Genomic DNA, 24,429 nt, shown 5'->3' with positions numbered 1-24,429 from the left:
GCAGGCAGTGGCCAAACGCACAGCCCAAAAATAGGGCGGGACCAGCCCGCCCCATCAAAAATCACTCGCCAAGCGCCACGGCAATCTCTGCCGCCAGCCGCGCATTGTTCTCCACAAGCGCAATATTGGTCTTCAGGCTCTGGCCGTCCGTCAGGTCGAAGATCGTGCTCAGCAGGTAAGGCGTTACCGCCTTGCCGGTGATTTCGTCGCGCTCGGCGCTGTCGAGCGCGCGCTCGATATAGATCTCCATTTCCTCGCGGGCGATTTCGTCGGCTTCCGGGACAGGATTGGCGATCAGCATGCCGCCTTCGATGCCAAGCTGCTCGCGGGTTGTCTGGAAATTGGCGATCGCGGCCGGGCTGTTCAGGGTCAGAGGGCTGCGGATGCCTGAGGAGCGCGACCAGAAGGCCGGGAATTCATCGCTTTCATAGGTGACGACGGGCACGCCGCGGGTTTCCAGCACTTCCAGCGTCTTCGGAATATCGAGGATCGCCTTGGCGCCGGCGCAGACGACGATGACGCCGGTGCGGGCGAGCTCTTCGAGGTCGGCGGAGATATCGAATGTTTCTTCGGCGCCACGATGCACGCCGCCAATACCGCCGGTCGCGAAGACCCTGATGCCGGCGCGAGCTGCCGCGATCATCGTAGCGGCAACGGTGGTCGCACCGGTGCGGCGTTCGGCGATCGCGAAGGCGATATCGGCGCGCGAGACCTTCATCACGTCCTTGGCCTGGGCGAGCTGCTCCAGCTCTGCAGCTTCGAGGCCGATATGCAGCGTGCCGTGGATAACGGCGATGGTCGCGGGAACGGCACCCTGGTCGCGGATGATCGCTTCGACGCTGCGCGCCATTTCGATATTGCCGGGATAGGGCATGCCATGGGTGATGATGGTCGATTCGAGCGCTACGATCGGGGCGCCGCGCTGCTTGGCTGCGGCCACTTCCTTCGAGTAGGAGATCGGCAGCAGGGGCGAGATGGGTTTGGTCATGATCCGTATCCGTTTATCGATTTAGCGGCTTCAATGCAGAATTCTCGCCGCCGGGACAAGCGAAAGCATGTCTCGGAGCAGTTCCGGCGAAAGATTTTCGTTCACGGCATGCGATGATTGCACGGTCAATGCTGCCGCCGCCGCGCCATGACGGACCGCCTCTTCGAGCGGCAGGCCACGCATGAGCGCAGAGAGCGTGCCGGCTGCCAGCGAATCTCCCGCGCCGGTGACATCGGCGACAATGTCCGAAATCGGTGGCTGAAGGACAAACGCACGTCCATCCTTGAAGGCGACGAGTTCGCGCTGACCGCGGGTGACGACCGCACCACCAATGCCGATGTCACCGAGCAGGGACGGCCAGGCGGTCGCGTCTTCCGGACGGTCACCGACAAGGGCCGCAGCCTCGGCCTCATTGAGGAAGAGATAGTCGATGCCATCGAGGCAGGGCAGGAGGCGCACGACCTTGGCCGGCGAAATGGCGATTGCCGCGACCGGCTTGCCGAGTGCCTTTGCCTTTGCGACGATCGCCACTGCCGTTTCCTCCGGCAGGTTGGCATCGAAGAGGATGAAATCGGTGGCGGCGAAGGCGTCGCGCACCCAGCGGATCGAGAGCCGCCGCGGCGCGAAGAAGCGGTAGAGGTCCATATCCGCCAGCGCGATGACGAGGTTGCCGTCCCTCTCGATGATCGCCGTATAGCTCGGCGTCTTGCGATCGAGGAACACGAAGGGGCGGTCGTTGATGCCGGCAAAGTCGGCCGCCTCGCTCACCATCTCGCCGATCGGGTCACCGCCGCGTGGCGAAATCATCGTTACGTCGAAACCGAGCCGGGCGAGATTACGCGCCGCATTGAAGCCGCCGCCGCCCGGTTCCTCGAACCATGTTCCGGGGTTGCTGGCACCAGGCGCCGTCTCTCCGGCAATACGGCCGCGGCGATCGATATGGGCGCCGCCGAGGACGAGAATCTTGCGGCTCATTTCTGCACTCCCCAGGCGAATCGAATGGTGGGCAAAGCTGCCGCGTTCACTTGCCGAAACGCATTAAGCCGTTGCTTTGCATCGATAAAACAAAAATAGAACACAGGCCGTTTTACCTTTTTCTTTCAATTATTTGCAACCCCATTGCGAAATAAGAACAAATCGGGTACAAACTTCGCATCAGCGGCGACATTGCTAGAGCAGCGTCAATAACCTAAAGGTGGATCGAATGTCTCAGAATTCATTGCGGCTCGTAGAGGACAAATCGGTGGACAAAAGCAAGGCGCTCGAAGCGGCACTCTCACAGATCGAGCGGTCGTTCGGCAAGGGCTCGATCATGAAACTCGGCTCGAACGAGAACATCGTCGAGATCGAAACGGTTTCCACGGGTTCGCTCAGCCTCGATATCGCTCTCGGCATCGGCGGTCTGCCGAAGGGTCGTATCATCGAGATCTACGGTCCGGAAAGCTCCGGTAAGACGACGCTCGCGCTGCAGACCATTGCCGAAGCGCAGAAGAAGGGCGGCATCTGCGCCTTCGTCGATGCCGAACATGCGCTCGATCCGGTCTATGCCCGCAAGCTCGGCGTCGACCTGCAGAACCTTTTGATCTCCCAGCCGGACACCGGCGAACAGGCGCTTGAAATCACCGATACGCTGGTGCGCTCCGGCGCCATCGACGTGCTCGTCGTCGACTCGGTTGCAGCGCTGACGCCGCGCGCCGAAATCGAAGGCGAAATGGGCGACAACCTGCCGGGCATGCAGGCCCGTTTGATGAGCCAGGCGCTGCGCAAGCTGACGGCTTCGATCTCCAAATCGAATACGATGGTGATCTTCATCAACCAGATCCGCATGAAGATCGGCGTCATGTTCGGTTCGCCGGAAACGACGACCGGCGGTAACGCGCTCAAGTTCTACGCCTCCGTCCGTCTCGACATCCGCCGCATCGGCCAGGTCAAGGAACGCGAAGAGGTGATCGGCAACCAGACGCGCGTCAAGGTCGTCAAGAACAAGATGGCGCCTCCCTTCAAGCAGGTCGAATTCGACATCATGTATGGCGAAGGCGTCTCCAAGACCGGCGAACTCGTCGATCTCGGCGTCAAGGCCGGCATCGTCGAGAAATCGGGCGCCTGGTTCTCCTACAACAGCCAGCGCCTCGGCCAGGGCCGCGAAAACGCCAAGACTTTTCTGCGCGACAATCCGGATCTCGCCCGCGAGATCGAAACGGCGCTTCGCCAGAATGCCGGCCTGATCGCCGACCGCTTCCTGCAGAATGGCGGACCTGACGCCGGTGACGATGCAGGTGATGGCGATATGTAATTTTCGCCTCTACTGTTGAAGCAGATTTCCTGCCGGCCGCATTCCCCAACGAGAATGCGGCCGGTTTTGTTTGTTTGCTGGACAGTGGCTAGGTCGAACGATAAAAGCCGATGGATTTAATTTTACCTGCCTGCAGGCAGCATCGAAGGGCATGAAATGAGCGGTGTAAACGATATCCGGTCGACCTTCCTCGACTACTTCAAGAAGAACGGCCACGAGATCGTTCCATCGAGCCCGCTCGTGCCGCGCAACGATCCGACGCTGATGTTCACCAATGCCGGCATGGTGCAGTTCAAGAACGTTTTCACCGGTCTCGAAAAGCGTCCCTATTCGACGGCGACCACCTCGCAGAAGTGCGTGCGCGCCGGCGGCAAGCATAACGACCTCGACAATGTCGGCTATACCGCACGCCACCTGACCTTCTTCGAAATGCTCGGCAACTTCTCCTTCGGCGACTATTTCAAGGAGAATGCGATCGAGCTTGCCTGGAAGCTCGTCACCGAAGGTTTCGACCTGCCGAAGAATCGCCTGCTGGTAACCGTCTATTCCGAAGATGAAGAGGCTGCGACGCTCTGGAAGAAGATCGCCGGTTTCTCCGACGACAAGATCATCCGCATCCCGACGTCGGACAATTTCTGGCAGATGGGCGATACCGGCCCCTGCGGTCCGTGCTCGGAAATCTTCATCGACCAGGGCGAGAATATCTGGGGCGGCCCTCCCGGCTCGCCGGAAGAAGATGGCGACCGGTTCCTGGAATTCTGGAACCTCGTCTTCATGCAGTTCGAACAGACCGAGCCCGGCGTGCGCAACCCGCTGCCGCGTCCGTCTATCGATACCGGCATGGGTCTGGAGCGCATGGCCGCCGTTCTGCAGGGCGTCCAGAGCGTCTTCGACACCGACCTGTTCCGCACCCTGATCGGCGCCATCGAAGATACGATGGGCGTAAAGGCTGAAGGTTCCGCAAGCCATCGCGTCATCGCCGACCACCTTCGCTCGTCGGCCTTCCTGATCGCCGATGGCGTGCTGCCGTCGAATGAGGGCCGCGGCTACGTGCTGCGCCGTATCATGCGCCGCGCCATGCGCCATGCGCAGCTTCTCGGCGCCACGGAACCGCTGATCTACAAGCTGCTGCCGACTCTGGTGCAGCAGATGGGTCGCGCCTATCCGGAACTGGTGCGCGCCGAGGCGCTGATCTCCGAAACGCTGAAGCTCGAGGAAAACCGCTTCCGCAAGACGCTGGAGCGTGGCCTGTCGCTGCTGTCGGATGCGACGACGGACCTCGGCAAGGGCGACATGCTGGACGGCGAGACTGCCTTCAAGCTCTACGACACCTACGGCTTCCCGCTCGATCTGACACAGGACGCGCTGCGCGCCCGCGAGATCGGCGTCGACATCTCCGGCTTCACCGATGCGATGCAGCGCCAGAAAGCCGAAGCCCGCTCGCACTGGGCCGGCTCCGGCGAGAAGGCAACCGAAACCGTCTGGTTCGAGCTCAAGGAAAAGCACGGAGCGACCGAATTCCTGGGTTATGACACGGAAACGGCTGAAGGCGTGGTGCAGGCGATCGTCAAGGATGGCGCGATTTCGACTGCAGCCAAGGCCGGCGACAAGGTTCAAATCGTCGTCAACCAGACGCCGTTCTACGGTGAGTCCGGCGGCCAGATGGGCGATACCGGCGTGATCTCGTCCGACCACGGCAAGATCGAGATTTCAGATACGCAGAAGAGGGGCGAGGGCCTGTTCGTGCATCTGGGTACTGTCATCGAAGGCGCGTTCAAGGACGGCGATGCGGTCGTGCTGACGGTTGATCATGCCCGCCGTTCGCGCCTGCGCGCCAACCACTCGGCAACCCACCTGCTGCATGAAGCGCTGCGCGAAGTGCTCGGCACCCATGTTGCCCAAAAGGGCTCGCTGGTCGCGCCCGAGCGCCTGCGCTTCGACGTTTCGCATCCGAAGCCGATGACGGCAGAAGAACTGAAAGTCGTCGAAGAGATGGCCAATGAGATCATTCTGCAGAATGCACCTGTCACCACCCGCCTGATGAGCGTCGACGACGCCATTGCGGAAGGCGCCATGGCGCTCTTCGGCGAAAAATACGGCGATGAAGTGCGTGTCGTTTCGATGGGAACGGGTCTGCATGGCGCCAAAGCCAACAGGCCTTATTCGGTCGAACTCTGTGGCGGCACGCATGTGTCGGCGACGGGCCAGATCGGCCTCGTGCGCATCCTCGGCGAAAGCGCCGTCGGTGCCGGCGTTCGCCGTATCGAAGCGGTTACCGGTGAATCGGCGCGTGAATATCTGGCCGAGCAGGACGATCGCGTAAAGACGCTCGCTGCCTCGCTGAAGGTGCAGCCGTCGGAAGTTCTTGGCCGTGTCGAGGCGCTGATGGACGAGCGTCGCAAACTCGAAAAGGAACTGGCGGATGCCAAGCGCAAGCTCGCCATGGGCGGCGGGCAGGGCGGTTCTGCCGATGCCGTGCGCGACGTTGCCGGCGTCAAGTTCCTCGGCAAGGCCGTGACTGGCGTCGACCCGAAGGATTTGAAGGGTCTCGCCGATGACGGCAAGTCCAGCATCGGCTCCGGCATCGTGACGTTGATCGGCGTTTCAGAGGATGGCAAGGCAAGTGCTGTCGTTGCCGTCACGCCCGATCTCGTGGATCGTTTCAGCGCCGTCGATCTGGTGCGTGTCGCTTCTGCAGCGCTCGGCGGCAAGGGCGGCGGCGGCCGTCCCGACATGGCGCAAGCCGGTGGCCCTGACGGAGCCAAGGCCGACGAGGCGCTTGAGGCTGTTGCAGCGGCACTCGCAGGCTAATCGCCGAACCCGAGAACTGTTTGAAATGAAAACCGGCTGCGAGATCATGGATTTCGCAGCCGGTTTTGTTTTCGGCGCGCCTGCGGCGGTCAGTTTCTGGTCTGCAGCGCGAGACGGCAGGCGAGCCCGGTGAAGACCGTCGCCAGCATATATTGCGGCAGTTTCGGGAAACGGCGCATCGAGCCGAAGCGTGAGCGGATCTGGCTGCCGAGCAGGATAACGGCGCCATTCACGACGAGGCCGACGCCGTTCAGCACAGTTGCAAGCACCAGCATCTGTACGGTCATCACGCCGCTCTCCGCATTCACGAATTGCGGAAAGAGCGCCATGACGAAGAGCGCCATTTTCGGATTGAGCAGATTGGTGGCAAGACCGGCAAAGAAGATGCGCCGACCCGACAGCTTCTTCAGCGTGGCTGCGGGCGCAAAGGCGGTGCTTTCCGAACGGATCGTCTTGTAGGCAAGATAAAGCAGATAGCAGCAGCCGGCCCAGCGTACGGCTTCATAGGCGACGGGCACGGCCACCACGAGCTGCGAGAGCCCGAAAGCTGCGGCAAGCGCGTGGCAATAGGTGCCGAGAGCAATGCCGGCATAGGTCAAAAATCCGGCGGCGCGTCCCTGGCTGATGCTGCGTGAGGCAATCAGCAGCATATCGGGACCGGGCGTCGCAGTGAGCACCAGCGCTGCGGCGGCAAAGAGTATCAATGTAGAAAAGTCCGGCATCAGTCTTCCTCTTGGGTTCGAGCCGGAATTCCGGTCTACGCAGGATTCGCCGCCAGTTCAAGTGCGCAGGATTTGTCAAATCGAGCTATGCTTTGCTGTAGCCGATCGATTTTGCATGAGGTTTGACGTGGTGGGTGAAACGGCATGGGCGCTCTATGAGAACCGTCTGAGGCGGGTCTCGGCTTATATCCACGATCATCTGGATGAGGATCTGGATATGGAGCGGCTTGCCGACATTGCCTGCCTGTCGAGCTACCACTGGCACCGGATCTATCGGGCGATTTACGGCGAGACGCTGGCGGCAACCGTCAAGCGGTTGCGGCTGCATCGCGCGGCGGGCGATATCGTTCGCACGGATCTTGATGTCAGCGAGATTGCGAAGCGATCAGGCTATCCCAATCTCCAATCCTTCAACCGCATCTTCAAATCGGTCTATGGCATGCCGCCGGCACGCTACCGGAAAGAGGGAAGCCACACGCAGTTCGAACCCTCAACCTCCGGAAAGGCGACAGCCATGTTTGATGTCACCCTGAAAACCGTCCCGCCGCTCGAACTGGTCGGCGTTCCCCATACAGGCTCCTATATGGAGATCGGCAGGGCCTTCGAGACGCTGTTCGGCACGCTCTATGCCCGCGGCCTCGCAAAAGCCGATATGCGGATGATCGGCGTCTATCTCGACGATCCCGATCTCGTACAGCCCGAAAATCTGCGCTCCGTCGCCTGTGTCTCGGCCGGCGAAGAGACGACCGCCAGCGCACCGCTGGAGCGGCGCATGGTGGAAGGCGGCGACTATGCCGTGCTGCACCACAAAGGTCCCTATGCCGATATGTATAGGGCTTATCAATGGCTCTACGCCCAATGGCTGCCGGCATCCGGCCGGCAGATCCGGGATCGCGTCATGTTCGAGGAATATCTCAACAATCCGTGCGAGGTCGCGCCGACCGAATTGCGGACGGATATCTATATGCCGCTTGTCTAAGCGCAACGCTCAAGCGGCTTGCATGGCCTTCGCCGCCTCGTCATCCAGCGCGGTTGCCCGCTTATAGGCATCGCGCTCGGCAAGGCGGCCGAAATAATCGACGAAGGCCTGGCGCTTTTCGATACTGCCGAAGGCGAGACCCCAGCCGACATGCGAGCCGACGTAGACGTCAGCCGCGGTGAAGCGTTTGCCGGCGATATAGGGAGAGGCAGCCGAGACCGCCTTTTCCAGCGTGCCCATGACATCGCCGAAAGAGCCGCAGCCTGCCATGCGCAGTCGCTCCTGCGGGATTTCGAAGCCGAGTGCCTTCAGCGTAACGGACGCTTCCAGCGGCCCGGCGGCGAAGAACATCCAGCGGTAATAATCGGCGCGTTCATCGGGCTGCGGGCCGAGCCTTGCCTGCGGAAACGTGTCCGCAAGATACGCACAGATCGCCGCGCATTCCGTCACGATCGTCTTCCCATGACGGATCGCCGGCACCTTGCCCATCGGGTTGACGGACAGGTAGTCCGGCTCCTTCATCGTTCCGCCGAAAGTCAGGATTTCGGTATGATATGGGACGCCGGTTTCTTCCAGCATCCACCGTGCTATCCGGCCGCGCGACATCGGGTTGGTGTAGAAGGTGATTTCCTCGGTCATCGTGCACTCCTCTCTCCCATGCTCTTTTCGTAGCATTGGCGCGGGAGATTTCAACCTTTGGCGCCGGCGGCGGCTTCACGGCTGCGCGGGGAATGACCTCGGTCGAGGGTGGCGCCTCTACAGTTGCCGCAAGACCGGCAGGCGAGCGAAAACGCTGATTATAGTGCTGGGTCTGGGTCTCAAGTAGCGCGAGATCGAGATAGAAGACGATCATATCCTGACCCTCGCGGCGCGCGAGCAGCCTTACAAGTTGCAGAAATTCGGGGACAAAACTCTTCTTGGCCATCAGAACCTCCATGCCTAGGCGAGTTTCTGATAGGCCTTGCAACTTACGCGAGGCTTACTTTTTAAAGATGTTGCTAATTTAGTATCCAAAAGCACTGACCGACAACAAAAAACCCGGCTCGATGGCCGGGTCTTTCGATCTCTATCCTGATAGGGCTCAGGCCATTGCAGCCTGCAGGTTCTGGTCGATCTTGTCGAGGAAAGCGGTGGTGGAAAGCCACGGCTGATCCGGGCCGATGAGCAGGGCCAGATCCTTGGTCATGAAGCCGGATTCGACGGTGTCGACGCAGACCTTTTCCAGTGTGGAAGCGAAGCGGGCGAGCTCGGCATTGTCGTCGAGCTTGGCGCGGTGCGCGAGGCCACGGGTCCAGGCGAAGATCGAAGCGATCGAGTTCGTCGAGGTTTCCTGGCCCTTCTGGTGCTGGCGGTAGTGGCGGGTAACCGTGCCGTGAGCGGCTTCGGCTTCAACCGTCTTGCCATCCGGCGTCAGGAGAACCGAGGTCATCAGGCCGAGCGAGCCGAAGCCCTGGGCAACCGTGTCGGACTGGACGTCGCCGTCATAGTTCTTGCAGGCCCAGACGTAGCCGCCGGACCACTTGAGAGCGGAAGCGACCATGTCGTCGATCAGGCGGTGTTCGTAGGTGATGCCGGCTTCCTTGAACTGATCCTTGAATTCGGTCTCGTAGACTTCTTCGAAGATGTCCTTGAAGCGGCCGTCATAGGCCTTGAGGATGGTGTTCTTGGTGGACAGGTAGACCGGCCACTTGCGCATCAGGCCGTACATCATCGAGGCGCGGGCGAATTCGCGGATCGATTCATCGAGGTTGTACATGGCCATGGCAACGCCGGCGCCCGGTGCGTTGAAGACTTCCTTCTCGATGACCGTACCGTCTTCGCCGACGAACTTGATCGTCAGCTTGCCTTTGCCGGGGAACTTGAAATCGGTTGCGCGGTACTGGTCGCCGAAAGCGTGGCGACCGACGACGATCGGCTGCGTCCAGCCGGGAACGAGGCGGGGAACGTTGCGGCAGATGATCGGCTCGCGGAAGATGACGCCACCGAGGATGTTGCGGATCGTGCCGTTCGGGCTTTTCCACATTTCCTTGAGGTTGAATTCTTTCACGCGGGCTTCGTCCGGGGTGATCGTCGCGCACTTGATGCCGACGCCGTACTTCTTGATGGCGTTGGCGGCATCGACCGTCACCTGGTCGTTGGTGGCATCGCGGTTTTCGACCGAGAGGTCGTAATAGTCGATATCGAGGTCGAGATACGGATGGATCAGCTTATCCTTGATGAGCTGCCAAATGATGCGAGTCATTTCATCGCCGTCGAGATCGGCGACGGGATTGGCGACCTTGATCTTCTTCATGTATCTGCCTCGTAAGCTTAAGAGAGGGACAGTTGTCCCGGGTGGGTGATGTGGGTCCGGAGCGCTATAGCATTGTGAGCCGGGAACGCAAAGCAGAACGGGCAGGGACGTAGCGTTTTTGCCGCCATTGCCAAGTGCCGGAAAATGGCTAGTCTCGCCGGCATAAGCCCCCCGAGTCCCGGACATTTTGCCATGAAGAAGATCGCCGTTCTGTTTGCCGGCCTCGTTGTCACCCTGTCTGTGGCACCTGGCCTTTCGCTTGCGGCCGATGCCACTGCGCCGGTCAACGAAATCATTGATGATACGAAGAAGAACTGGGCGAGCGACACCAGCGACTGGATCGATATTTTCGAAGAGAGCAGGCTCGTCCGTCTCTACAGCAAGGACTTCGGCGACAAATACAGAGCAGCCGCCAAGAATCCGGCGGCCGACGAGGATGGCATTTCACCCTTCGACTATGATGTGATCGTCAATGGCCAGGATGCCTGCCCGCTGCAGGATCTCTCCATCGGAAGCGGCCAGCCGGTCAACGGCACGACAGAGGTGACGGCGAAGTTCAAGGCGGCGACCTGCATGGAAGGCGCACCCAACAGAGATGCCTTCACAACCGTTCGTTTCGAGGTGATTGAGGAGAACGGCAAATCCGTCATCGACGATATCATGGTCCAGGGCGAAGAGGACCAGGGACCGATCTCGCTCAAGGAAGCCATGGTGCAGATCGCCAACGGCGAGTGACACCTGGTGACGCCATACGGTGACACCGTGATCACCATTCTGGTGACACCGGGTTGATTTGATTTTTACCGGGGCGGCGGTATCTCGCTCTCTGGTTTGCCGCATCCGGCGGGCATGAGGACTGGCAAGGGTGATTTCCGGCTTTGAGTTCCGAGACTGGCTGCTTGCCAACGACCCGGCGCTGTCGCGCCTGCGCATGGGCACGCGGGTTACGCTGTCGATCCTGTTCTCCTTCGCGATCCTGCTTTTGATCCATATGCTTATCGTGCCGCTGCCGACCGCGTCCTATGGTCTCGGCATCGTGCTGTCGATCGAAGGCGGAGTCGCGGTGCGCGATAAGGGCTCGGCGAGCCAGCTCATCACCAGGCTGCTCGGCTGTCTTGCAAGCCTTGTCGTCGTCGGTATTGCGGCGGCCTTGGAGTCGCAACGCGTTCTCTCGGATTTCGTCTTCCTCGTGGTGATCTTCCTCGCCTCATCCGCGCGCGTCTACGGCCCGCGCGGCTTTGCGATCGGCATGTTCGCTTTCACCTCCTATTTCATGGGCTCCTACTTCCACCCGACGATCGGGGAATTGCCTGTCGTCTTGATAGGGCCTGTTGTCTCGGCGCTCGTCAGCCATTGGGTGAGGGCGGTGCTTCTGCCCGACAATTGGCGGCGCGACCTGCTGCGGTCACTGGAGAGCGTGCGGGGCCGCATCAACCAGATCCTCTTTAAGCTCGGTGCCCTTGCAGCAGATGGAAAGATCGACGAGGCTGACCGGCAGGAACTGCGCCAACTGGAAGACCGGCTGAAGGAAGTGGTGCTGATGGCCGAGAGCTTCATTCCGCGCCCACCGGGCGGCGTTTTCGATGGCGCTTCCGCACCGGCCGCGGAACTGGCAATCCGGCTGTTCGATGCGCATCTGGCGACCGAAAGCGCCATCGTGCTCAGCTATCAAAGCGCACCGTCCTTTATGCTCGTCCGTGCCGTCATCGAGGATGACAAGGCCGTGCTGTCTGCGCAGGAAAGGGCGGTCGCCGATATGGAAGGCCAGCCGCAGGGCGAGACGGCGCGGGCGCTCCTCTGGCTCGGAGCGGCACGCCGGCAGCTCGTCGAAACGATCGATACCGGGCGCAGGACGGATTTTGCCGAGATCGCCTCGGTTGAAGAGGCCAGCACACCTGCCACCATCGATTTTTCGTTGACCAACCCACTGATGCGCTCGGCGCTGCAGATCACGCTGGCAGCGGCGATTGCTATGACGCTGGGGCTCGCCCTGTCGCGCGAACGCTGGTTCTGGGCCGTGCTCGCGTCCTTCCTCGTCTTCACCAATACCAATTCGCGCGGTGACACCGCGATCAAAGCGTTGCAGCGGTCAATCGGCACGCTGTTCGGCATTGCCTTCGGCCTGGTGCTCGCGACACTGCTCACGGGGCATTTGGCGATTGCGCTGATGGTTGCATTCGTCTGCGTCTTCCTCGCCTTCTACTTCCTGCAGATTTCCTATGCGACGATGACCTTCTTCATCTCGATCGTGCTCTGCCTCGTCTATGGCATGATGGGTGTCCTGACCTTCGATCTCCTGAAGCTGCGGCTGGAGGAAACCTTGATTGGCGCGGCTGCGGGAACGCTGGTTGCCTTCCTCGTGCTACCAGCCCGCACGCGCAGCGCGCTCGACACGGCGGTCGCCAAATGGTTCGAGGCGCTGAAGGAGCTGCTCTCAGCCGTATCAGCCGCCAAGAGCCAGCCGGAGCTGATCGTCCTGTCGCAGAAGGTCGACGCCTGTTACCGTGACATCACGCTTGCCGCACGCCCGCTCGGCTCCACCTGGTCTATTGTCACCAGGCCGGGACAAATACGCCAGACGCTGGCGATCTTCCTTTCGATCACCTACTGGTCGCGTATTCTGGCACGGAACAACGCGGCTGACGTTGTCGACGACGACCTGAAGCGCAGGATCGCTGCCGATATCGGCCTTCTGGATGCGGTTGCACTGCGCGGCTCGGAATGTTTCCTCGTTACCCGCAAGCAGATGCGGCCGACCGGCCGCCATCTGCCGCTGTGGCGGGAAGGTGCGCGGCTGGCCGTGGAAATGATCGGCTCGACGCTGGAACGGCTCTACCCCGCGGAGACGCAGGACTTGCCGTTTGCGGCCGGCAAAGCTATTGCGCCCGTAAATCAGGAATAGGAAGCACATGGCGGGTACGAACAGCGAGCGTCAACTTCTGGCCGAAGGGCCGGTTATCATTCTGGTCGAGCCACAGATGGGTGAGAATATCGGCATGGTGGCGCGCGCCATGGCGAATTTCGGCCTTGCCGATCTGCGCCTCGTCAATCCGCGTGACGGCTGGCCGAATGAAAAGGCGCAGGCTGCGGCCTCCAAGGCCGATCACGTGATCGAGGGGACGCAGGTCTTCGCCACGCTGGAAGAGGCGATTGCCGATCTCAATTTCGTCTATGCGACGACGGCGCGCAGCCGCGACAACTACAAGCCGGTGCGCTCGCCGGTCTTTGCCGCGCAAACGCTGCGCACCCGGTTCCGGGCAGGCGAGGCAACCGGCATTCTGTTCGGCCGCGAGCGCTGGGGGCTGACCAACGAAGAAGTGGCGCTTGCCGACGAGATCGTCACCTTCCCGGTCAATCCCGCCTTTGCCTCTCTCAATATCGCCCAGGCCGTGCTGCTCATGTCCTATGAATGGATGAAATCGAGCATGGAGGATCTGGAAGCCGTGCCGTTCCAGGCGCTTGAGCAGCGCCCGTCCACAAAGGAGCAGCTTTTCGGACTGTTCGACCAACTCGAGGAAGCGCTGGATTCGCGCAACTATTTCCACCCGCCCTCGAAAAAGCCGAAAATGGTCGACAACCTGCGCGCTGTCCTCTCCCGCCGGGCATTCACGGAACAGGAAATCAGCGTGCTGCGCGGCGTCATCTCTTCCCTCGACCGCTTTTCGCGCAACAGTCCGCGCAAAGGCGGTTTCACCAGATCCGGCAAGGGTGCCCCGACCGATGACAGCGCCGACGAATGAGCTGAAACCCGTCCTCGTCTTCGATTCAGGCATAGGCGGGCTGACCGTGCTGCGCGAGGCGCGCGTGCTGATGCCGGAGCGCGGGTTCATCTATATCGCTGATGATGCCGGCTTTCCCTATGGCGGCTGGGAAGAGCGGGCGCTGAAGGAGCGCATCATCGGCCTCTTCGCCAAGCTGCTCGAAGACTATGATCCGGAAGTCTGCGTCATCGCCTGCAACACGGCCTTCACGCTTGTGGGTGCGGATCTGCGCGCTGCCTTTCCACAGATGACCTTCGTCGGCACGGTACCCGCCATCAAGCCTGCCGCCGAGCGCACGCGTTCCGGCCTCGTCTCGGTGCTCGCCACGCCCGGCACGGTCAAGCGCGCCTATACGCGTGATCTCATCCAGTCCTTCGCGCAGCAGTGTCATGTGCGGCTGGTCGGCTCGGAAAACCTGGCGCGCATGGCGGAGGCCTATATTCGCGGCGATGCCGTTTCCGACGATGCCGTGCTGACCGAGATCGAGCAGTGTTTCGTCGAGAAGGACAGTCGCAAGACAGATATCGTCGTGCTTGCCTGCACGCATTATCCGTTCATGGCCAATCTATTCCGCAGGCTGGCACCTTGGCCGGTGGACTGGCTGGATCCGGCCGAAGCCATCGCGCGGCGCGCACGCACGCTGGTGCCGCAGGTGGCCGATTCGGTTCACCCGGATAATTTCGACTTTGCCGTCTTTACATCAGGCAATCCGGATTTCGCCACGCGGCGGCTGATGCAAGGTTTCGGGCTGAGCGCCTGAGAAGGCACTGCGCACTTTATTTCCCCTGTCTCATCACGCAAGATCCGCCGCGGGGAATCGCGAGCGGGTGTTTGCCGTTCAAGATGCAAAGGGATGCGCTGTGCCGCTGCAAAGACTTGTCATGCTGATCTTCTTTCTGCAACCGATAGCCTTTGGCGCTTGGCTGCCGCGCATTCCAGATATCCGGGCGAAGCTCGAACTCGGCACTGCCGATCTCGCGGTAGCCCTTCTGGGATTGCCTGTTGGTACGCTGATCACGCTGCCGTTTGCCGGCCGCCTCGTCTCGCGCATCGGCGGGCGCATGGCGATCGTCTATGGTTTCATCTTCTTTCTTGCCGTGGTCCCGCTGCCGGCCTTCGCGCCCAGCGCCGTGCTTCTGTTCTTTGCCTTGATGATCGTCGGGGTCGCGCTTTCGACGGTCGAACTGGGCATGAATGTCGAGGCCGACGTGACGGAGAAGGCGACGGGGCTGATCATCATGAGCCGCTGCCATGGCTTCTGGAGCTTGGGCATCATGGCCGGCAGCCTCATCGGCGTCGGTGCCATCGCCATCGGGCTTTCGCCGCATTGGTCGATCCTGATCACGGCGATCGGCATCCTGCCGGCCGCGCTGCTTGCCAGCCTGCGTCTGCCGAAACTGCCGGAAAGTCACCATGCAGAGAATTCGCAGGCAAAGACCGGCTTCAAGCCGCCCAGTCTCGCCCTGCTCGGGATCTGCGCCTTCGTCTTCGGCGTGACGATGACCGAAGGTGCGATCGCCGATTGGTCTGCGGTCTACCTCCGCGATGTGATGAATGCGGAGGGCGCGCAAACCGGCCTTGGTTATTCGGTTTTCGCTTTCATGGTTGCCGCGGGACGCTTCAGCGGTGACTACATGAAAGGCCGTTTCGGCGCGGTTGCGATTGCCCGCGGCTGCGGCATCGCCTCGCTTGCCGGCATGCTCATCGTTCTTCTTGCACCGGTGACACTACTTGCTCTTATCGGCTTTGCAGCCGTCGGGGTCGGCGTCTCGGTCGGTTTTCCGCTCGCGGTGACGGCCGTTGCTTCGCTCACCGACCGCCCGCCTGCGTCAAGCGTTGCGACACTTTCCTTCGCAGCCCTGAGCGGCTTTCTCATCGGGCCGCCGATCATAGGCTTTCTCGGCGAACTTCTGGGCTTGCGTGTGGGGCTTGCGGTCCTGCTGGTACCGCTTTTCGTCAGCCTGCTCTGCACCCGTTTGCTGATCCCGACGCAGACGGACATGGCGGGCGAGCTTATCGAGCGCGAGGCAGTGTGAAGCCCTATTTCCCAGGGTTGACTTTCCCTGTGGGTTCTTGACGGTTTGACGACAACAGTGCCTGCGAATCTGCTAGAGACGGACCGGGAATTTGTAAGGGGAATTGGACGTGCAGGTTGGCATCGATATGGGACTGGCGTCCGGCGCTCCGGCGACGCTCGATATCGAGGAGCTGCTGGCGACGCGTCTGCTCGTGCAGGGCAATTCCGGCTCCGGCAAATCGCATCTTCTCCGTCGTCTGCTGGAACAATCCGCCCAATGGGTGCAGCAGGTCATCATCGATCCCGAAGGTGATTTCGTCACGCTCTCCGACCGCTACGGCCATGTCGTCGTCGACGGTGAGCGCACCGAAGCCGAGCTTGCCGGCATTGCCAACCGTATCCGCCAGCACCGCGTTTCCTGCGTGCTGACGCTGGAAGGTCTCGATATCGAGCAGCAGATGCGGGCCGCCGCCGCCTTCCTCAACGGCATGTTCGATGCAGATCGCGAATATTGGTATCCTGTTCTCGTCGTGGTCGACGAAGCGCAGATGTTTGCGCCTTCGGTCGGCGGCGACGTGTCGGAAGATGCGCGCAAGGCTTCGCTTGGCGCCATGACCAATCTGATGTGCCGCGGACGTAAACGCGGGCTTGCGGGCGTCATTGCCACGCAGCGTCTGGCAAAGCTTGCGAAGAACGTCGCGGCCGAAGCCTCCAACTTCCTGATGGGCCGCACCTTTCTCGATATCGACATGGCGCGCGCCGCAGATCTGCTCGGCATGGACCGCCGCCAGGCGGAAATGTTCCGAGATCTCAAGCGTGGGCATTTCGTGGCGCTCGGCCCGGCCTTGTCGCGCCGGCCGCTGCCGATCCAGATCGGCAATGTCGAGACCTCGGCGCGCTCGTCGAGCCCAAAGCTGATGCCGCTGCCGGATGCGCCTCAGGATGTGGAAGACCTGATCTTCACGCCGGATCCGGAAGAATTCCAGCGGCCGATCGTGCGGCGCGCGCCGCCGGCGCCACGCCCGACCACCGATATTCTCGCCGAGCTTTCACGCTCGACGCCGGCCGCCAGCCCGATGCAGGCTGCCGAGCCACGGGTGGCGCAACCGGAACTGTCAGCCGAAGAGCGCGAGGAGCGGCTGGCCGGCGTGCTCGCCGAAATCCTCGACGATCCAGGCTCCGGCTTCCGCACGGATGCGGTTCTCTATCAGGAATTTCTTGTCCGGCTGCGCATGCGGCGCGTTCCCGGACCGCCGATGTCGCTGCCGGAATTCCGGCGGCGTGTTGCGGTTTCCCGGTCGGGCGTCGATGCGGAGACAGCAGCTTCGGAAAACTGGGCGACGGCGCTATCGCTCTCGGGCTCAGTCACCGACGATCTGCAAGGCGTGTTCCTCATGCTTGCCAAGGCCGCCGTCTGCGGTGACGCGTGCCCGTCGGATGCGCGGATCGCACGCGCCTACGGCACACATTCGGCCCGGCGTGCCCGCCGGCTTCTCGGTTATTTCGAGGAACAGGGAAGCATCGTCGTGCATACGGATTTCTCCGGCAAGCGCATCGTGGCTTTCCCCGACATCGGCTGTCAGACGGCACCCGGTGATGCCAATGCCCCCGATGACAGCAATGGCCGGGAAGCCGCGGAATAAAAGGCTTTCAGCGCCTTGCCGCTGTTGACATTTTCATGACGCCCGACTAAACACCGCGCCAGCACCGGGCAGCAATGTCCGGTGTTTCATTTGACATGTCCCGTGGATCTTGTCCGTTCGCGAATGGAAAGATTCTGTCGGGTCCTGGAAACGGGATCAAAGGAGGGCGTGTTTCCTTCGCGCGGTTTGGTAACAAACCGTCATAACACTTTGAAAGGAAATACGATGAGCAAGCGCGAATCGTCCAAGTACAAGATCGACCGCCGTATGGGCGAAAACATCTGGGGCCGTCCGAAGTCCCCGGTGAACCGCCGCGAATACGGCCCGGGCCAGCACGGCCAGCGCCGCAAGGGCAAGCTTTCCGACTTCGGTGTGCAGCTGCGCGCCAAGCAGAAGCTGAAGGGTTACTACGGTGACCTGCGCGAGAAGCAGTTCCGCGCGATCTTCGCTGAAGCTGACCGCCGCAAGGGCGACACCTCGGAAAACCTGATCGGTCTTCTGGAATCCCGCCTTGATGCGATTGTCTACCGCGCCAAGTTCGTTCCGACGGTCTTTGCTGCTCGTCAGTTCGTCAACCATGGCCACGTCACGGTCAACGGTGTGCGCGTCAATATCGGTTCTTACCGTTGCAAGGCCGGCGACGTCATCGAAGTTCGTGAAAAGTCCAAGCAGCTCGTGACCGTTCTGGAATCTGTTTCGCTCGCAGAGCGTGACGTTCCGGAATACATCGAAGTCGACCATCACAAGATGGTTGCCACTTTCGCACGCGTTCCGACGCTGTCCGACGTTCCGTACCCGGTCGTCATGGAACCGCATCTGGTCGTCGAATTCTATTCGCGTTAATACGCGAGGCGTTTTCGCATTCTGGAAAAGCCGCCTCTCGGGGCGGCTTTTTCGTACCTGGAGAGAAGCCATCATGGATTTACAGGCAGTCCTCGACAGCATTCACAAAGAGATCCAGCCGCGCATCGGCGAGGGCAAGGTGGCGGACTATATTCCCGAGCTTGCCAAGGTCGATCCGCAGCAGTTCGGCATGTCGATCATCACCGTCGACGGCAAGGTCTACAGCGTCGGCCATGCCGATGTCGCCTTCTCCATCCAGAGCATTTCCAAGGTCTTCATGCTGACGTTGGCGCTTGGCAAGGTGGGCGAGGGGTTGTGGAAGCGGGTCGGCCGCGAGCCCTCGGGCTCGGCTTTCAATTCCATCGTCCAGCTCGAGCATGAGCATGGCATTCCGCGCAATCCCTTCATCAATGCCGGCGCGATCGCCGTCAGCGACGTCGTCATGGCCGGCCATGCACCGCGCGAGGCGATCGGTGAATTTTTGCGCTTCGTGCGCTACCTCGCAGACGATGAATCCATCACCATCGACGACAAGGTGGCGCGTTCGGAGACGGCGACGGGCTATCGCAATTTTGCGCTTGCCAACTTCATGCGCTCCTACCGCAATCTCGACCATCCCGTCGACCATGTGCTTGGCGTCTATTTCCACCAGTGCGCACTGTCCATGACCTGCGAGCAGCTGGCTCGCGCCGGCCTGTTCCTGGCGGCGCGGGGCAGCAATCCGCTGACCGGTCATTCGGTCGTGTCGCCGAAGCGGGCGCGGCGCATCAATGCGCTGATGCTGACCTGTGGCCATTACGACGGTTCCGGCGATTTCGCCTATCATGTCGGCCTGCCGGGCAAGAGCGGCGTTGGTGGTGGTATCTTTGCGGTGGCCCCGGGCATTGCCTCGATCGCCGTCTGGTCGCCGGGGCTGAACAAGGTCGGCAATTCGCAGCTCGGCGCGGTGGCGCTGGAGATGCTGGCGGCGCGCACCGGCTGGTCCGTTTTCGGCGATTGAGACTGGGTTGGGCGGTGGCTTTCTGCTAAGCAGAGCGCGCACATCAGACTGGACGAGAAGATGAACATCGCAGCCAATATTGTCGACGATCTGGAAACGGCTGAAACCGGCATCGGCCATACGCTGTTTGCCGATGCGCCGCATTCGGTCTCCTTCAATAAGCTGCGCAAACGTCTCCTACGGCAGGTGCGACAGGCCTTCGACGATTTCGACATGTTGAAGGACCAAAAGCGCTGGCTGATCGGCATTTCCGGCGGCAAGGATTCCTATGGGCTGCTGGCGCTGCTGCTCGACCTGCAATGGCGCGGCCTGCTGCCGGTGGAGCTGATTGCCTGCAATCTGGATCAGGGCCAGCCGAATTTTCCGAAGAATGTACTGCCGGAATACCTCGCCAGGATCGGCGTCAAACATCGCATCGAGTATCGCGACACCTATTCGATCGTGAAGGAAAAGGTGCCTGAGGGCGCGACTTATTGTTCGCTCTGTTCGCGTCTGCGCCGCGGCAATCTCTACCGGATCGCCCAGGAAGAAGGCTGCGATGCGCTGGTGCTTGGCCATCACCGCGAGGATATTCTCGAAACCTTCTTCATGAACTTCTTCCACGGCGGGCGGCTTGCCGCCATGCCGGCGAAGCTTCTGAATGACGAAGGCAATGTGATGGTGCTGCGGCCGCTCGCCTATTGCGCCGAAGACGACATGGCGAAGTTCGCGGCCGCTATGCAGTTTCCGATCATTCCCTGCGATCTCTGCGGCTCGCAGGACGGGCTGCAGCGCAATGCGATGAAGGACATGCTCGCCGATATCGAGCGCCGCATGCCGGGCCGCAAGGACACGATGCTGCGTGCTCTCGCGCATGTGAACCCGTCGCACCTGCTCGATCCGAAACTTTTCGACTTTTCTGCACTGACCGTCACCCAAACGTCATAATGGACTTGCTATGAGCCTCTGCAGATCCATGCAACGAGTTCAAAATGAATTTCTCAGACAATGACATAGAGTTTCTCGGCGATTGCCTCCGGCACGTCGCCGAAGAAGAGATCATGCCGCGCTTCCGCAATGCGGCCGCGGCCAATGTTTCCGAAAAGACATCTTCCGTCGATCTCGTCACGCAGGCCGACCTGCGCTCCGAAGCCTATCTGACGGCCGCCATCCGCGAGCGTTTTCCTGCCGCGCTCATCGTCGGCGAGGAAGCCTATGAGGCGGATCGTTCGGTCGTGCCGGCGCTTGCCGATGCCGATCTTGCCTTCGTCATCGATCCCGTCGACGGCACCTTCAATTTCGCAGCCGGCCTGCCGGTCTTCGGCACGATCCTCGCCGTGACGGTCAAGGGCGAGACGGTTGCCGGCCTCATTCACGATCCTGCACTCGGCGATACCGTCGTTTCCATCAAGGGCGCCGGCGCTTTCCAGCACAAGCGCAATTGCGAGCCTGTCCGTTTAAAGGTCGCAGAGCCGATCGAGCTTTGCCGCATGGTCGGCGCCATGTCCTTCAGCCATATGGACGAGCCTGACCGTTCGCGCATTGCCGGCAATATGGCCAAGACCCGCATGACCTTCGCTTTCAATTGCTCGGCCTATGAATATTGGATGGTTTCCTCGGGCAAGCTGCATTTCATCGGCCATCCTAAACTGATGCCGTGGGATCATCTGGCCGGCGTGCTGACGCATCAGGAAGCCGGCGGCCACACGGCGAAATTCGACGGAACGCCTTACAGACCCGGCGAAATTTCCGGCGGCATCATCTCGGCTCCCGATAAGGAAAGTTGGCAAATGATCCGCAACGAGATCGTCGGCTACCGATAAACCGAAAGGAGACCGCCATGACGACTGCCATAGATACGATGAAGCTTGCCGATCTCTTGAGGCAGGCAGCGAAAGCCGAGATCCTGCCGCGCTTTCGCCGGCTGGGCAGCAGTGATGTGCGCGCCAAGACGGAAGCGACCGACCTCGTGACCGAGGCGGACGAGCAGACCGAAAGAATGATGAAGGCGGAGGCCGCGCGCTTCTGGCCAGAAGCGCTCTTCATCGGCGAAGAATCGGTCGCCGCCGATGCAGCCCTTCTCGACAAGATCGAAGGTGCGGATCTCGCCATCATCGTCGATCCCGTCGACGGCACTTTCAACTTTGCTGCCGGTATTCCGGCCTTCGGCGTCATGGCCTCGGTCGTCTCCAAGGGCGAGACGGTTGCCGGCATCATCTATGATCCGATGGGCGACGACTGGGTCATGGCGGAAAAGGGCGGTGGCGCCTGGCTGCGGCGGCCGGATGGCGAGGCGCAGCGGCTGCGGGTGGCCGAGCCTGTGGCGCTCGACCAGATGGTGGGCATGGCCTCGACCGGCTACCTGCCGCAAGACAAACGCGCCGAAATTCTTGGCAATCTCGCGAAGGTGCGTTTCCTGACCAACTATCGCTGTGCGGCCCATGAATACCGCACCTTTGCCGGCGGGCATGTGCATTACCTGATGTACAACAAGCTGATGCCCTGGGATCATCTGGCCGGCACGCTGATCTGCCAGGAGGCCGGTGCCTATGCCGCCCGCTTCGACGGCTCAGCCTATCTGCCGCATCATGTCAGCGGCGGGCTGCTGATCACGCCCGATAAGGAAAGCTGGGACGTCCTGCGTCGCGAGGTCGTTACCATCTGAGCCATCAGGCGAGGATCTGCTTCAGCGCGTCCAGAAGCTTGTCGCATTCGGCATCGGTGCCGATGGTGATGCGCAGGAAGTTCTGGATGCGTTCCTTACGGAAATGCCGCACGAGGACCGCGCGTTTGCGCAGTTCCGCAGCAAGTTCCGCGCCACCGCGCGTACCATGGCGGGCGAAGACGAAATTGGCGGATGAGGGCAGGACTTCGAAGCCGAGCCCGCCAAGCGCGACGATCAGGCGCTCGCGGCTTGCGACGATCAGGTCGCAATGTTTCCCGAACCACTCCCGATCTTCCCAGGCAGCCACGGCGCCCGCCTGGGTCAGCCTGTCCAGCGGATAGGAATTGAAGCTGTCCTTGACCCTTACCAGCGCATCGATCAGCGGCCGCTGGCCGACGGCGAAACCGACACGCAGACCCGCAAGGCCGCGCGATTTCGAGAAAGTCTGGATAACGAGCAGGTTCGGGTATTTCCGCACCAGCGGGATGGCGCTTTCGCCGCCGAAATCCACATAGGCTTCATCGATGACGACGACTTGATCCGGGTGCTCCTGTAACAGCGCCTCGATCGCAGCCAGCGGCAGTGCCGTCCCCGTCGGCGCGTTCGGATTGGGCAGGATGATCGCGCCGCAGGGCTGGCGGTAATCCTCGATGCGAACCTGCATCTTTTCGTCCAGCGGAATCTCGCGGAAATCGATGCCGTAGAGGCCGCAATAGGTCGGGTAGAAGCTGTAGGTGATGTCGGGGTAGAGCAGGGGCAGTTCGTGCTTCAGCAGCGCCTGGAACGTGTGTGCCAGAACCTCGTCCGAGCCATTGCCGACGAAAACTTCACCGGGATCGAGATCGTGGCTTGCGGCAATCGCTCTGCGCAGCTTCAAGCCCGTCGGCTCGGGATAAAGCCGCAGCGTGTCGTTGACCGCTTCCGAAATCGCCGCCAGCGCACGGGGCGATGGGCCGTATGGGTTCTCATTGGTGTTGAGCTTGACCAGGCCGTCGATGACAGGCTGTTCGCCCGCCACGTAGGGCGTCAAGGAATGGACAATGGGGCTCCAGAAACGGCTCATCGCGATTTTCCAATTTATGCCTGCTGCAGCATTACATGTGAACGGCACCGGGGTCGATCTGCGGGCTGTCGCCGGGATGGGTGAAAAGCTTGCCCTTTTCCGCCCAAAGCACCATGACGACGGTAACGGCGCCGAAGAGCGCAAAGCCGCCGAAGAGCGGCTGGACGGTGCCGTTGAAGAGCTGGCCGACGCCGCCGCCGATGATAGCGCCGAAGGTCGTCGACACGAAGCCTGTGACGGCCGTTGCCGTGCCGGCGAGATTGCCCATCGGTTCCAGGCTGATCGCCGTAAAGTTGGTGGCGATCACCGCAAACATCATCAAGAGGATCGAGAAGAGCGCATATGAGAAGGCGAAGGACGGCTTGCCGCCGAGCGCCGCCACGAAGCCGATCGCCGAGATGATGGTGAAGAGCAGCATGGCTGCATGCGAGATCCGGCGCATGCCGAAAGTGCGCACCAACATGCCGTTCAGGAAGTTGGCGACAGCGATGCCGCCCGCTGTTGCCGCAAAGGCAATCGGCAGCCAGTCGCCGAGACCGTAAACCTCGCCGAAGACCTGCTGCACGGAGATCACATAGGCGCTGATGACGCCGGTGAACATGGTCAACCCGATCATGTAGCCGCAGGTGATGCGGTTGGTCAGCACCGTCTTGAAGCCATCAACAACGGCGCCGAAAGACAGCGGGATGCGCTCCTCCGGCGGCAGGGATTCCTTCAGGCGCAGCAGCGCCCAGACGAAAAGGATCGTCGCAACGATGCCCAGCAGGATGAAGATCCAGTTCCAGTGGGCATAGGTGATGATGAGCTGGCCGACCGAGGGGGCGACGATCGGCACGATCATGAAGACGATCATGACATAGGACATGACACGAGCCATCTCACGGCCGCCGAAGCAGTCACGGACGATCGCCATGGTGGTGATGCGCACGGCCGCACCGCCGATGCCCTGAACGAAGCGCATGATCAGCAGCATTTCGAAGCTGCCGGTCGCAGCTGCCGCAAACATGCCAACCACGTAGCAGACCAGACCGCCGAGCAGGATGTTGCGGCGGCCGAAGGCATCCGAGAGGCTGCCGAAGACGATCTGCGAGGCGCCAAACCCCAAGAAGAAGACGCCAATAACGAGCTGTGCGTCATTGTTGCTGGTGACACCCAGCGAATGGCCGATATTGGGCAACGCCGGCAACATGCTGTCAATCGCCATGGCGATGCTGGCGGTCATGATGGCGATCGTCACCACGAACTCGACAAAGCCCATGCCGATGCGGGCAGAACCCTGATTTTCCGTGTGAGGTTTGTGCGTCGGAGTCATTCGAATCCCCCTGAATGACAGAAGAACGGACGCAAAAGCGGCCGAATTGATGCAGGATGC

The 24,429-nt window shown here is 61.2% G+C and carries 21 protein-coding genes; 14 read left to right on the top strand and 7 right to left on the bottom strand.

Annotated features, from left to right (window positions below; all coding sequences use genetic code 11):
- Positions 1-61: 61 nt before the first annotated feature.
- Both KQ933_RS08115 and KQ933_RS08110 read right to left on the bottom strand, forming a co-directional pair.
- Positions 62-988, bottom strand: coding sequence for a pseudouridine-5'-phosphate glycosidase (locus tag KQ933_RS08115; protein ID WP_216758253.1), 927 nt, complete (start codon positions 986-988; stop codon positions 62-64).
- A 30-nt stretch (positions 989-1,018) separates the two neighbouring features.
- On the bottom strand, positions 1,019-1,963 hold the full coding sequence (locus KQ933_RS08110; protein ID WP_216758251.1) for a carbohydrate kinase family protein: 945 nt from the start codon (positions 1,961-1,963) through the stop codon (positions 1,019-1,021).
- Between the two features lie 229 nt (positions 1,964-2,192).
- Here KQ933_RS08110 and recA point away from each other — a divergent pair, with 229 nt between their 5' ends.
- Positions 2,193-3,281 carry a recombinase RecA gene (gene recA / locus KQ933_RS08105; RefSeq protein ID WP_216758250.1) on the top strand — a complete coding sequence of 363 codons (1,089 nt, stop codon included), beginning with the start codon at positions 2,193-2,195 and terminating at the stop codon, positions 3,279-3,281.
- A gap of 156 nt (positions 3,282-3,437) precedes the next feature.
- Positions 3,438-6,092: an alanine--tRNA ligase gene (alaS, locus tag KQ933_RS08100; protein WP_216758248.1), complete on the top strand. Its 2,655-nt coding sequence runs from the start codon at positions 3,438-3,440 to the stop codon at positions 6,090-6,092.
- An 89-nt stretch (positions 6,093-6,181) separates the two neighbouring features.
- Here the strand turns inward: alaS and KQ933_RS08095 are convergent, their stop codons facing one another.
- The gene (locus KQ933_RS08095) at positions 6,182-6,814 is read right to left on the bottom strand and encodes a LysE family translocator (protein WP_216758247.1); all 633 of its coding nucleotides are present in this window, start codon (positions 6,812-6,814) and stop codon (positions 6,182-6,184) included.
- A gap of 127 nt (positions 6,815-6,941) precedes the next feature.
- On the opposite strand from KQ933_RS08095, the gene KQ933_RS08090 reads away from it, so the two are divergent.
- On the top strand, positions 6,942-7,793 hold the full coding sequence (locus KQ933_RS08090; RefSeq protein WP_216758246.1) for a GyrI-like domain-containing protein: 852 nt from the start codon (positions 6,942-6,944) through the stop codon (positions 7,791-7,793).
- Positions 7,794-7,802: 9 nt separating this feature from the next.
- On the opposite strand, the gene KQ933_RS08085 is transcribed toward KQ933_RS08090, so the two are convergent.
- The gene (locus tag KQ933_RS08085; RefSeq protein ID WP_216758244.1) at positions 7,803-8,432 is read right to left on the bottom strand and encodes a glutathione S-transferase family protein; all 630 of its coding nucleotides are present in this window, start codon (positions 8,430-8,432) and stop codon (positions 7,803-7,805) included.
- A gap of 442 nt (positions 8,433-8,874) precedes the next feature.
- Entirely contained in the window at positions 8,875-10,086 is a 1,212-nt protein-coding gene (locus KQ933_RS08080; RefSeq protein ID WP_183734921.1) for an NADP-dependent isocitrate dehydrogenase, read from the bottom strand.
- A 192-nt stretch (positions 10,087-10,278) separates the two neighbouring features.
- On the opposite strand from KQ933_RS08080, the gene KQ933_RS08075 reads away from it, so the two are divergent.
- The 11 genes from KQ933_RS08075 (at position 10,279) to KQ933_RS08025 (ending at position 21,994) form a co-directional block, all read left to right on the top strand.
- On the top strand, positions 10,279-10,821 hold the full coding sequence (locus KQ933_RS08075) for a hypothetical protein (RefSeq protein ID WP_216758242.1): 543 nt from the start codon (positions 10,279-10,281) through the stop codon (positions 10,819-10,821).
- Between the two features lie 130 nt (positions 10,822-10,951).
- On the top strand, positions 10,952-12,988 hold the full coding sequence (locus KQ933_RS08070; RefSeq protein WP_216758240.1) for an FUSC family protein: 2,037 nt from the start codon (positions 10,952-10,954) through the stop codon (positions 12,986-12,988).
- A gap of 7 nt (positions 12,989-12,995) precedes the next feature.
- Positions 12,996-13,826, top strand: a complete 831-nt coding sequence (locus KQ933_RS08065; protein ID WP_216758238.1) for an RNA methyltransferase — start codon at positions 12,996-12,998, stop codon at positions 13,824-13,826.
- Positions 13,807-14,607, top strand: coding sequence for a glutamate racemase (gene murI / locus KQ933_RS08060; RefSeq protein WP_216758236.1), 801 nt, complete (start codon positions 13,807-13,809; stop codon positions 14,605-14,607). Before KQ933_RS08065 ends, murI begins: the two co-directional genes overlap by 20 nt.
- A 100-nt stretch (positions 14,608-14,707) precedes the next feature.
- Entirely contained in the window at positions 14,708-15,883 is a 1,176-nt protein-coding gene (locus KQ933_RS08055) for an MFS transporter (RefSeq protein WP_216758228.1), read from the top strand.
- Positions 15,884-15,992: 109 nt separating this feature from the next.
- Positions 15,993-17,507 (top strand): ATP-binding protein, encoded by a 1,515-nt coding sequence (locus KQ933_RS08050; RefSeq protein WP_216758226.1) that lies wholly within the window; start codon positions 15,993-15,995, stop codon positions 17,505-17,507.
- A 225-nt stretch (positions 17,508-17,732) separates the two neighbouring features.
- Complete coding sequence (gene rpsD / locus KQ933_RS08045) at positions 17,733-18,350, top strand: 30S ribosomal protein S4 (protein ID WP_216758224.1); 618 nt, start codon at positions 17,733-17,735, stop codon at positions 18,348-18,350.
- 70 nt (positions 18,351-18,420) lie between these two features.
- Positions 18,421-19,350, top strand: coding sequence for a glutaminase (locus tag KQ933_RS08040; RefSeq protein ID WP_183735102.1), 930 nt, complete (start codon positions 18,421-18,423; stop codon positions 19,348-19,350).
- 60 nt (positions 19,351-19,410) lie between these two features.
- Positions 19,411-20,277: a tRNA 2-thiocytidine(32) synthetase TtcA gene (gene ttcA / locus KQ933_RS08035; RefSeq protein ID WP_216758216.1), complete on the top strand. Its 867-nt coding sequence runs from the start codon at positions 19,411-19,413 to the stop codon at positions 20,275-20,277.
- A gap of 44 nt (positions 20,278-20,321) precedes the next feature.
- On the top strand, positions 20,322-21,152 hold the full coding sequence (locus tag KQ933_RS08030) for an inositol monophosphatase family protein (RefSeq protein ID WP_216758214.1): 831 nt from the start codon (positions 20,322-20,324) through the stop codon (positions 21,150-21,152).
- Between the two features lie 17 nt (positions 21,153-21,169).
- Positions 21,170-21,994: an inositol monophosphatase family protein gene (locus tag KQ933_RS08025; RefSeq protein WP_216758212.1), complete on the top strand. Its 825-nt coding sequence runs from the start codon at positions 21,170-21,172 to the stop codon at positions 21,992-21,994.
- A gap of 4 nt (positions 21,995-21,998) precedes the next feature.
- On the opposite strand, the gene hisC is transcribed toward KQ933_RS08025, so the two are convergent.
- Positions 21,999-23,057 carry a histidinol-phosphate transaminase gene (gene hisC, locus KQ933_RS08020; protein ID WP_216758211.1) on the bottom strand — a complete coding sequence of 353 codons (1,059 nt, stop codon included), beginning with the start codon at positions 23,055-23,057 and terminating at the stop codon, positions 21,999-22,001.
- Positions 23,058-23,088: 31 nt separating this feature from the next.
- The gene (locus KQ933_RS08015; RefSeq protein WP_216758209.1) at positions 23,089-24,369 is read right to left on the bottom strand and encodes a multidrug effflux MFS transporter; all 1,281 of its coding nucleotides are present in this window, start codon (positions 24,367-24,369) and stop codon (positions 23,089-23,091) included.
- Positions 24,370-24,429 lie beyond the last annotated feature (60 nt).

This window comes from Rhizobium sp. WYJ-E13 (assembly GCF_018987265.1).
Lineage (GTDB): Bacteria > Pseudomonadota > Alphaproteobacteria > Rhizobiales > Rhizobiaceae > Rhizobium.
The sequence above is the reverse complement of the archived record's forward strand: the minus strand, read 5'-3'. Positions and strand labels throughout refer to the sequence as shown.

Excerpts from the sequence above, each read along its gene's own strand:
- KQ933_RS08115 (WP_216758253.1), bottom strand. The coding sequence starts at position 988 with ATGACCAAACCCATCTCGCCCCTGCTGCCGATCTCCTACTCGAAGGAA.
- KQ933_RS08110 (WP_216758251.1), bottom strand. The coding sequence starts at position 1,963 with ATGAGCCGCAAGATTCTCGTCCTCGGCGGCGCCCATATCGATCGCCGC.
- recA (WP_216758250.1), top strand. The coding sequence starts at position 2,193 with ATGTCTCAGAATTCATTGCGGCTCGTAGAGGACAAATCGGTGGACAAA.
- alaS (WP_216758248.1), top strand. The coding sequence starts at position 3,438 with ATGAGCGGTGTAAACGATATCCGGTCGACCTTCCTCGACTACTTCAAG.
- KQ933_RS08095 (WP_216758247.1), bottom strand. The coding sequence starts at position 6,814 with ATGCCGGACTTTTCTACATTGATACTCTTTGCCGCCGCAGCGCTGGTG.
- KQ933_RS08085 (WP_216758244.1), bottom strand. The coding sequence starts at position 8,432 with ATGACCGAGGAAATCACCTTCTACACCAACCCGATGTCGCGCGGCCGG.
- KQ933_RS08080 (WP_183734921.1), bottom strand. The coding sequence starts at position 10,086 with ATGAAGAAGATCAAGGTCGCCAATCCCGTCGCCGATCTCGACGGCGAT.
- KQ933_RS08075 (WP_216758242.1), top strand. The coding sequence starts at position 10,279 with ATGAAGAAGATCGCCGTTCTGTTTGCCGGCCTCGTTGTCACCCTGTCT.
- KQ933_RS08065 (WP_216758238.1), top strand. The coding sequence starts at position 12,996 with ATGGCGGGTACGAACAGCGAGCGTCAACTTCTGGCCGAAGGGCCGGTT.
- murI (WP_216758236.1), top strand. The coding sequence starts at position 13,807 with ATGACAGCGCCGACGAATGAGCTGAAACCCGTCCTCGTCTTCGATTCA.
- rpsD (WP_216758224.1), top strand. The coding sequence starts at position 17,733 with ATGAGCAAGCGCGAATCGTCCAAGTACAAGATCGACCGCCGTATGGGC.
- ttcA (WP_216758216.1), top strand. The coding sequence starts at position 19,411 with ATGAACATCGCAGCCAATATTGTCGACGATCTGGAAACGGCTGAAACC.
- KQ933_RS08030 (WP_216758214.1), top strand. The coding sequence starts at position 20,322 with ATGAATTTCTCAGACAATGACATAGAGTTTCTCGGCGATTGCCTCCGG.
- KQ933_RS08025 (WP_216758212.1), top strand. The coding sequence starts at position 21,170 with ATGACGACTGCCATAGATACGATGAAGCTTGCCGATCTCTTGAGGCAG.
- hisC (WP_216758211.1), bottom strand. The coding sequence starts at position 23,057 with ATGAGCCGTTTCTGGAGCCCCATTGTCCATTCCTTGACGCCCTACGTG.
- KQ933_RS08015 (WP_216758209.1), bottom strand. The coding sequence starts at position 24,369 with ATGACTCCGACGCACAAACCTCACACGGAAAATCAGGGTTCTGCCCGC.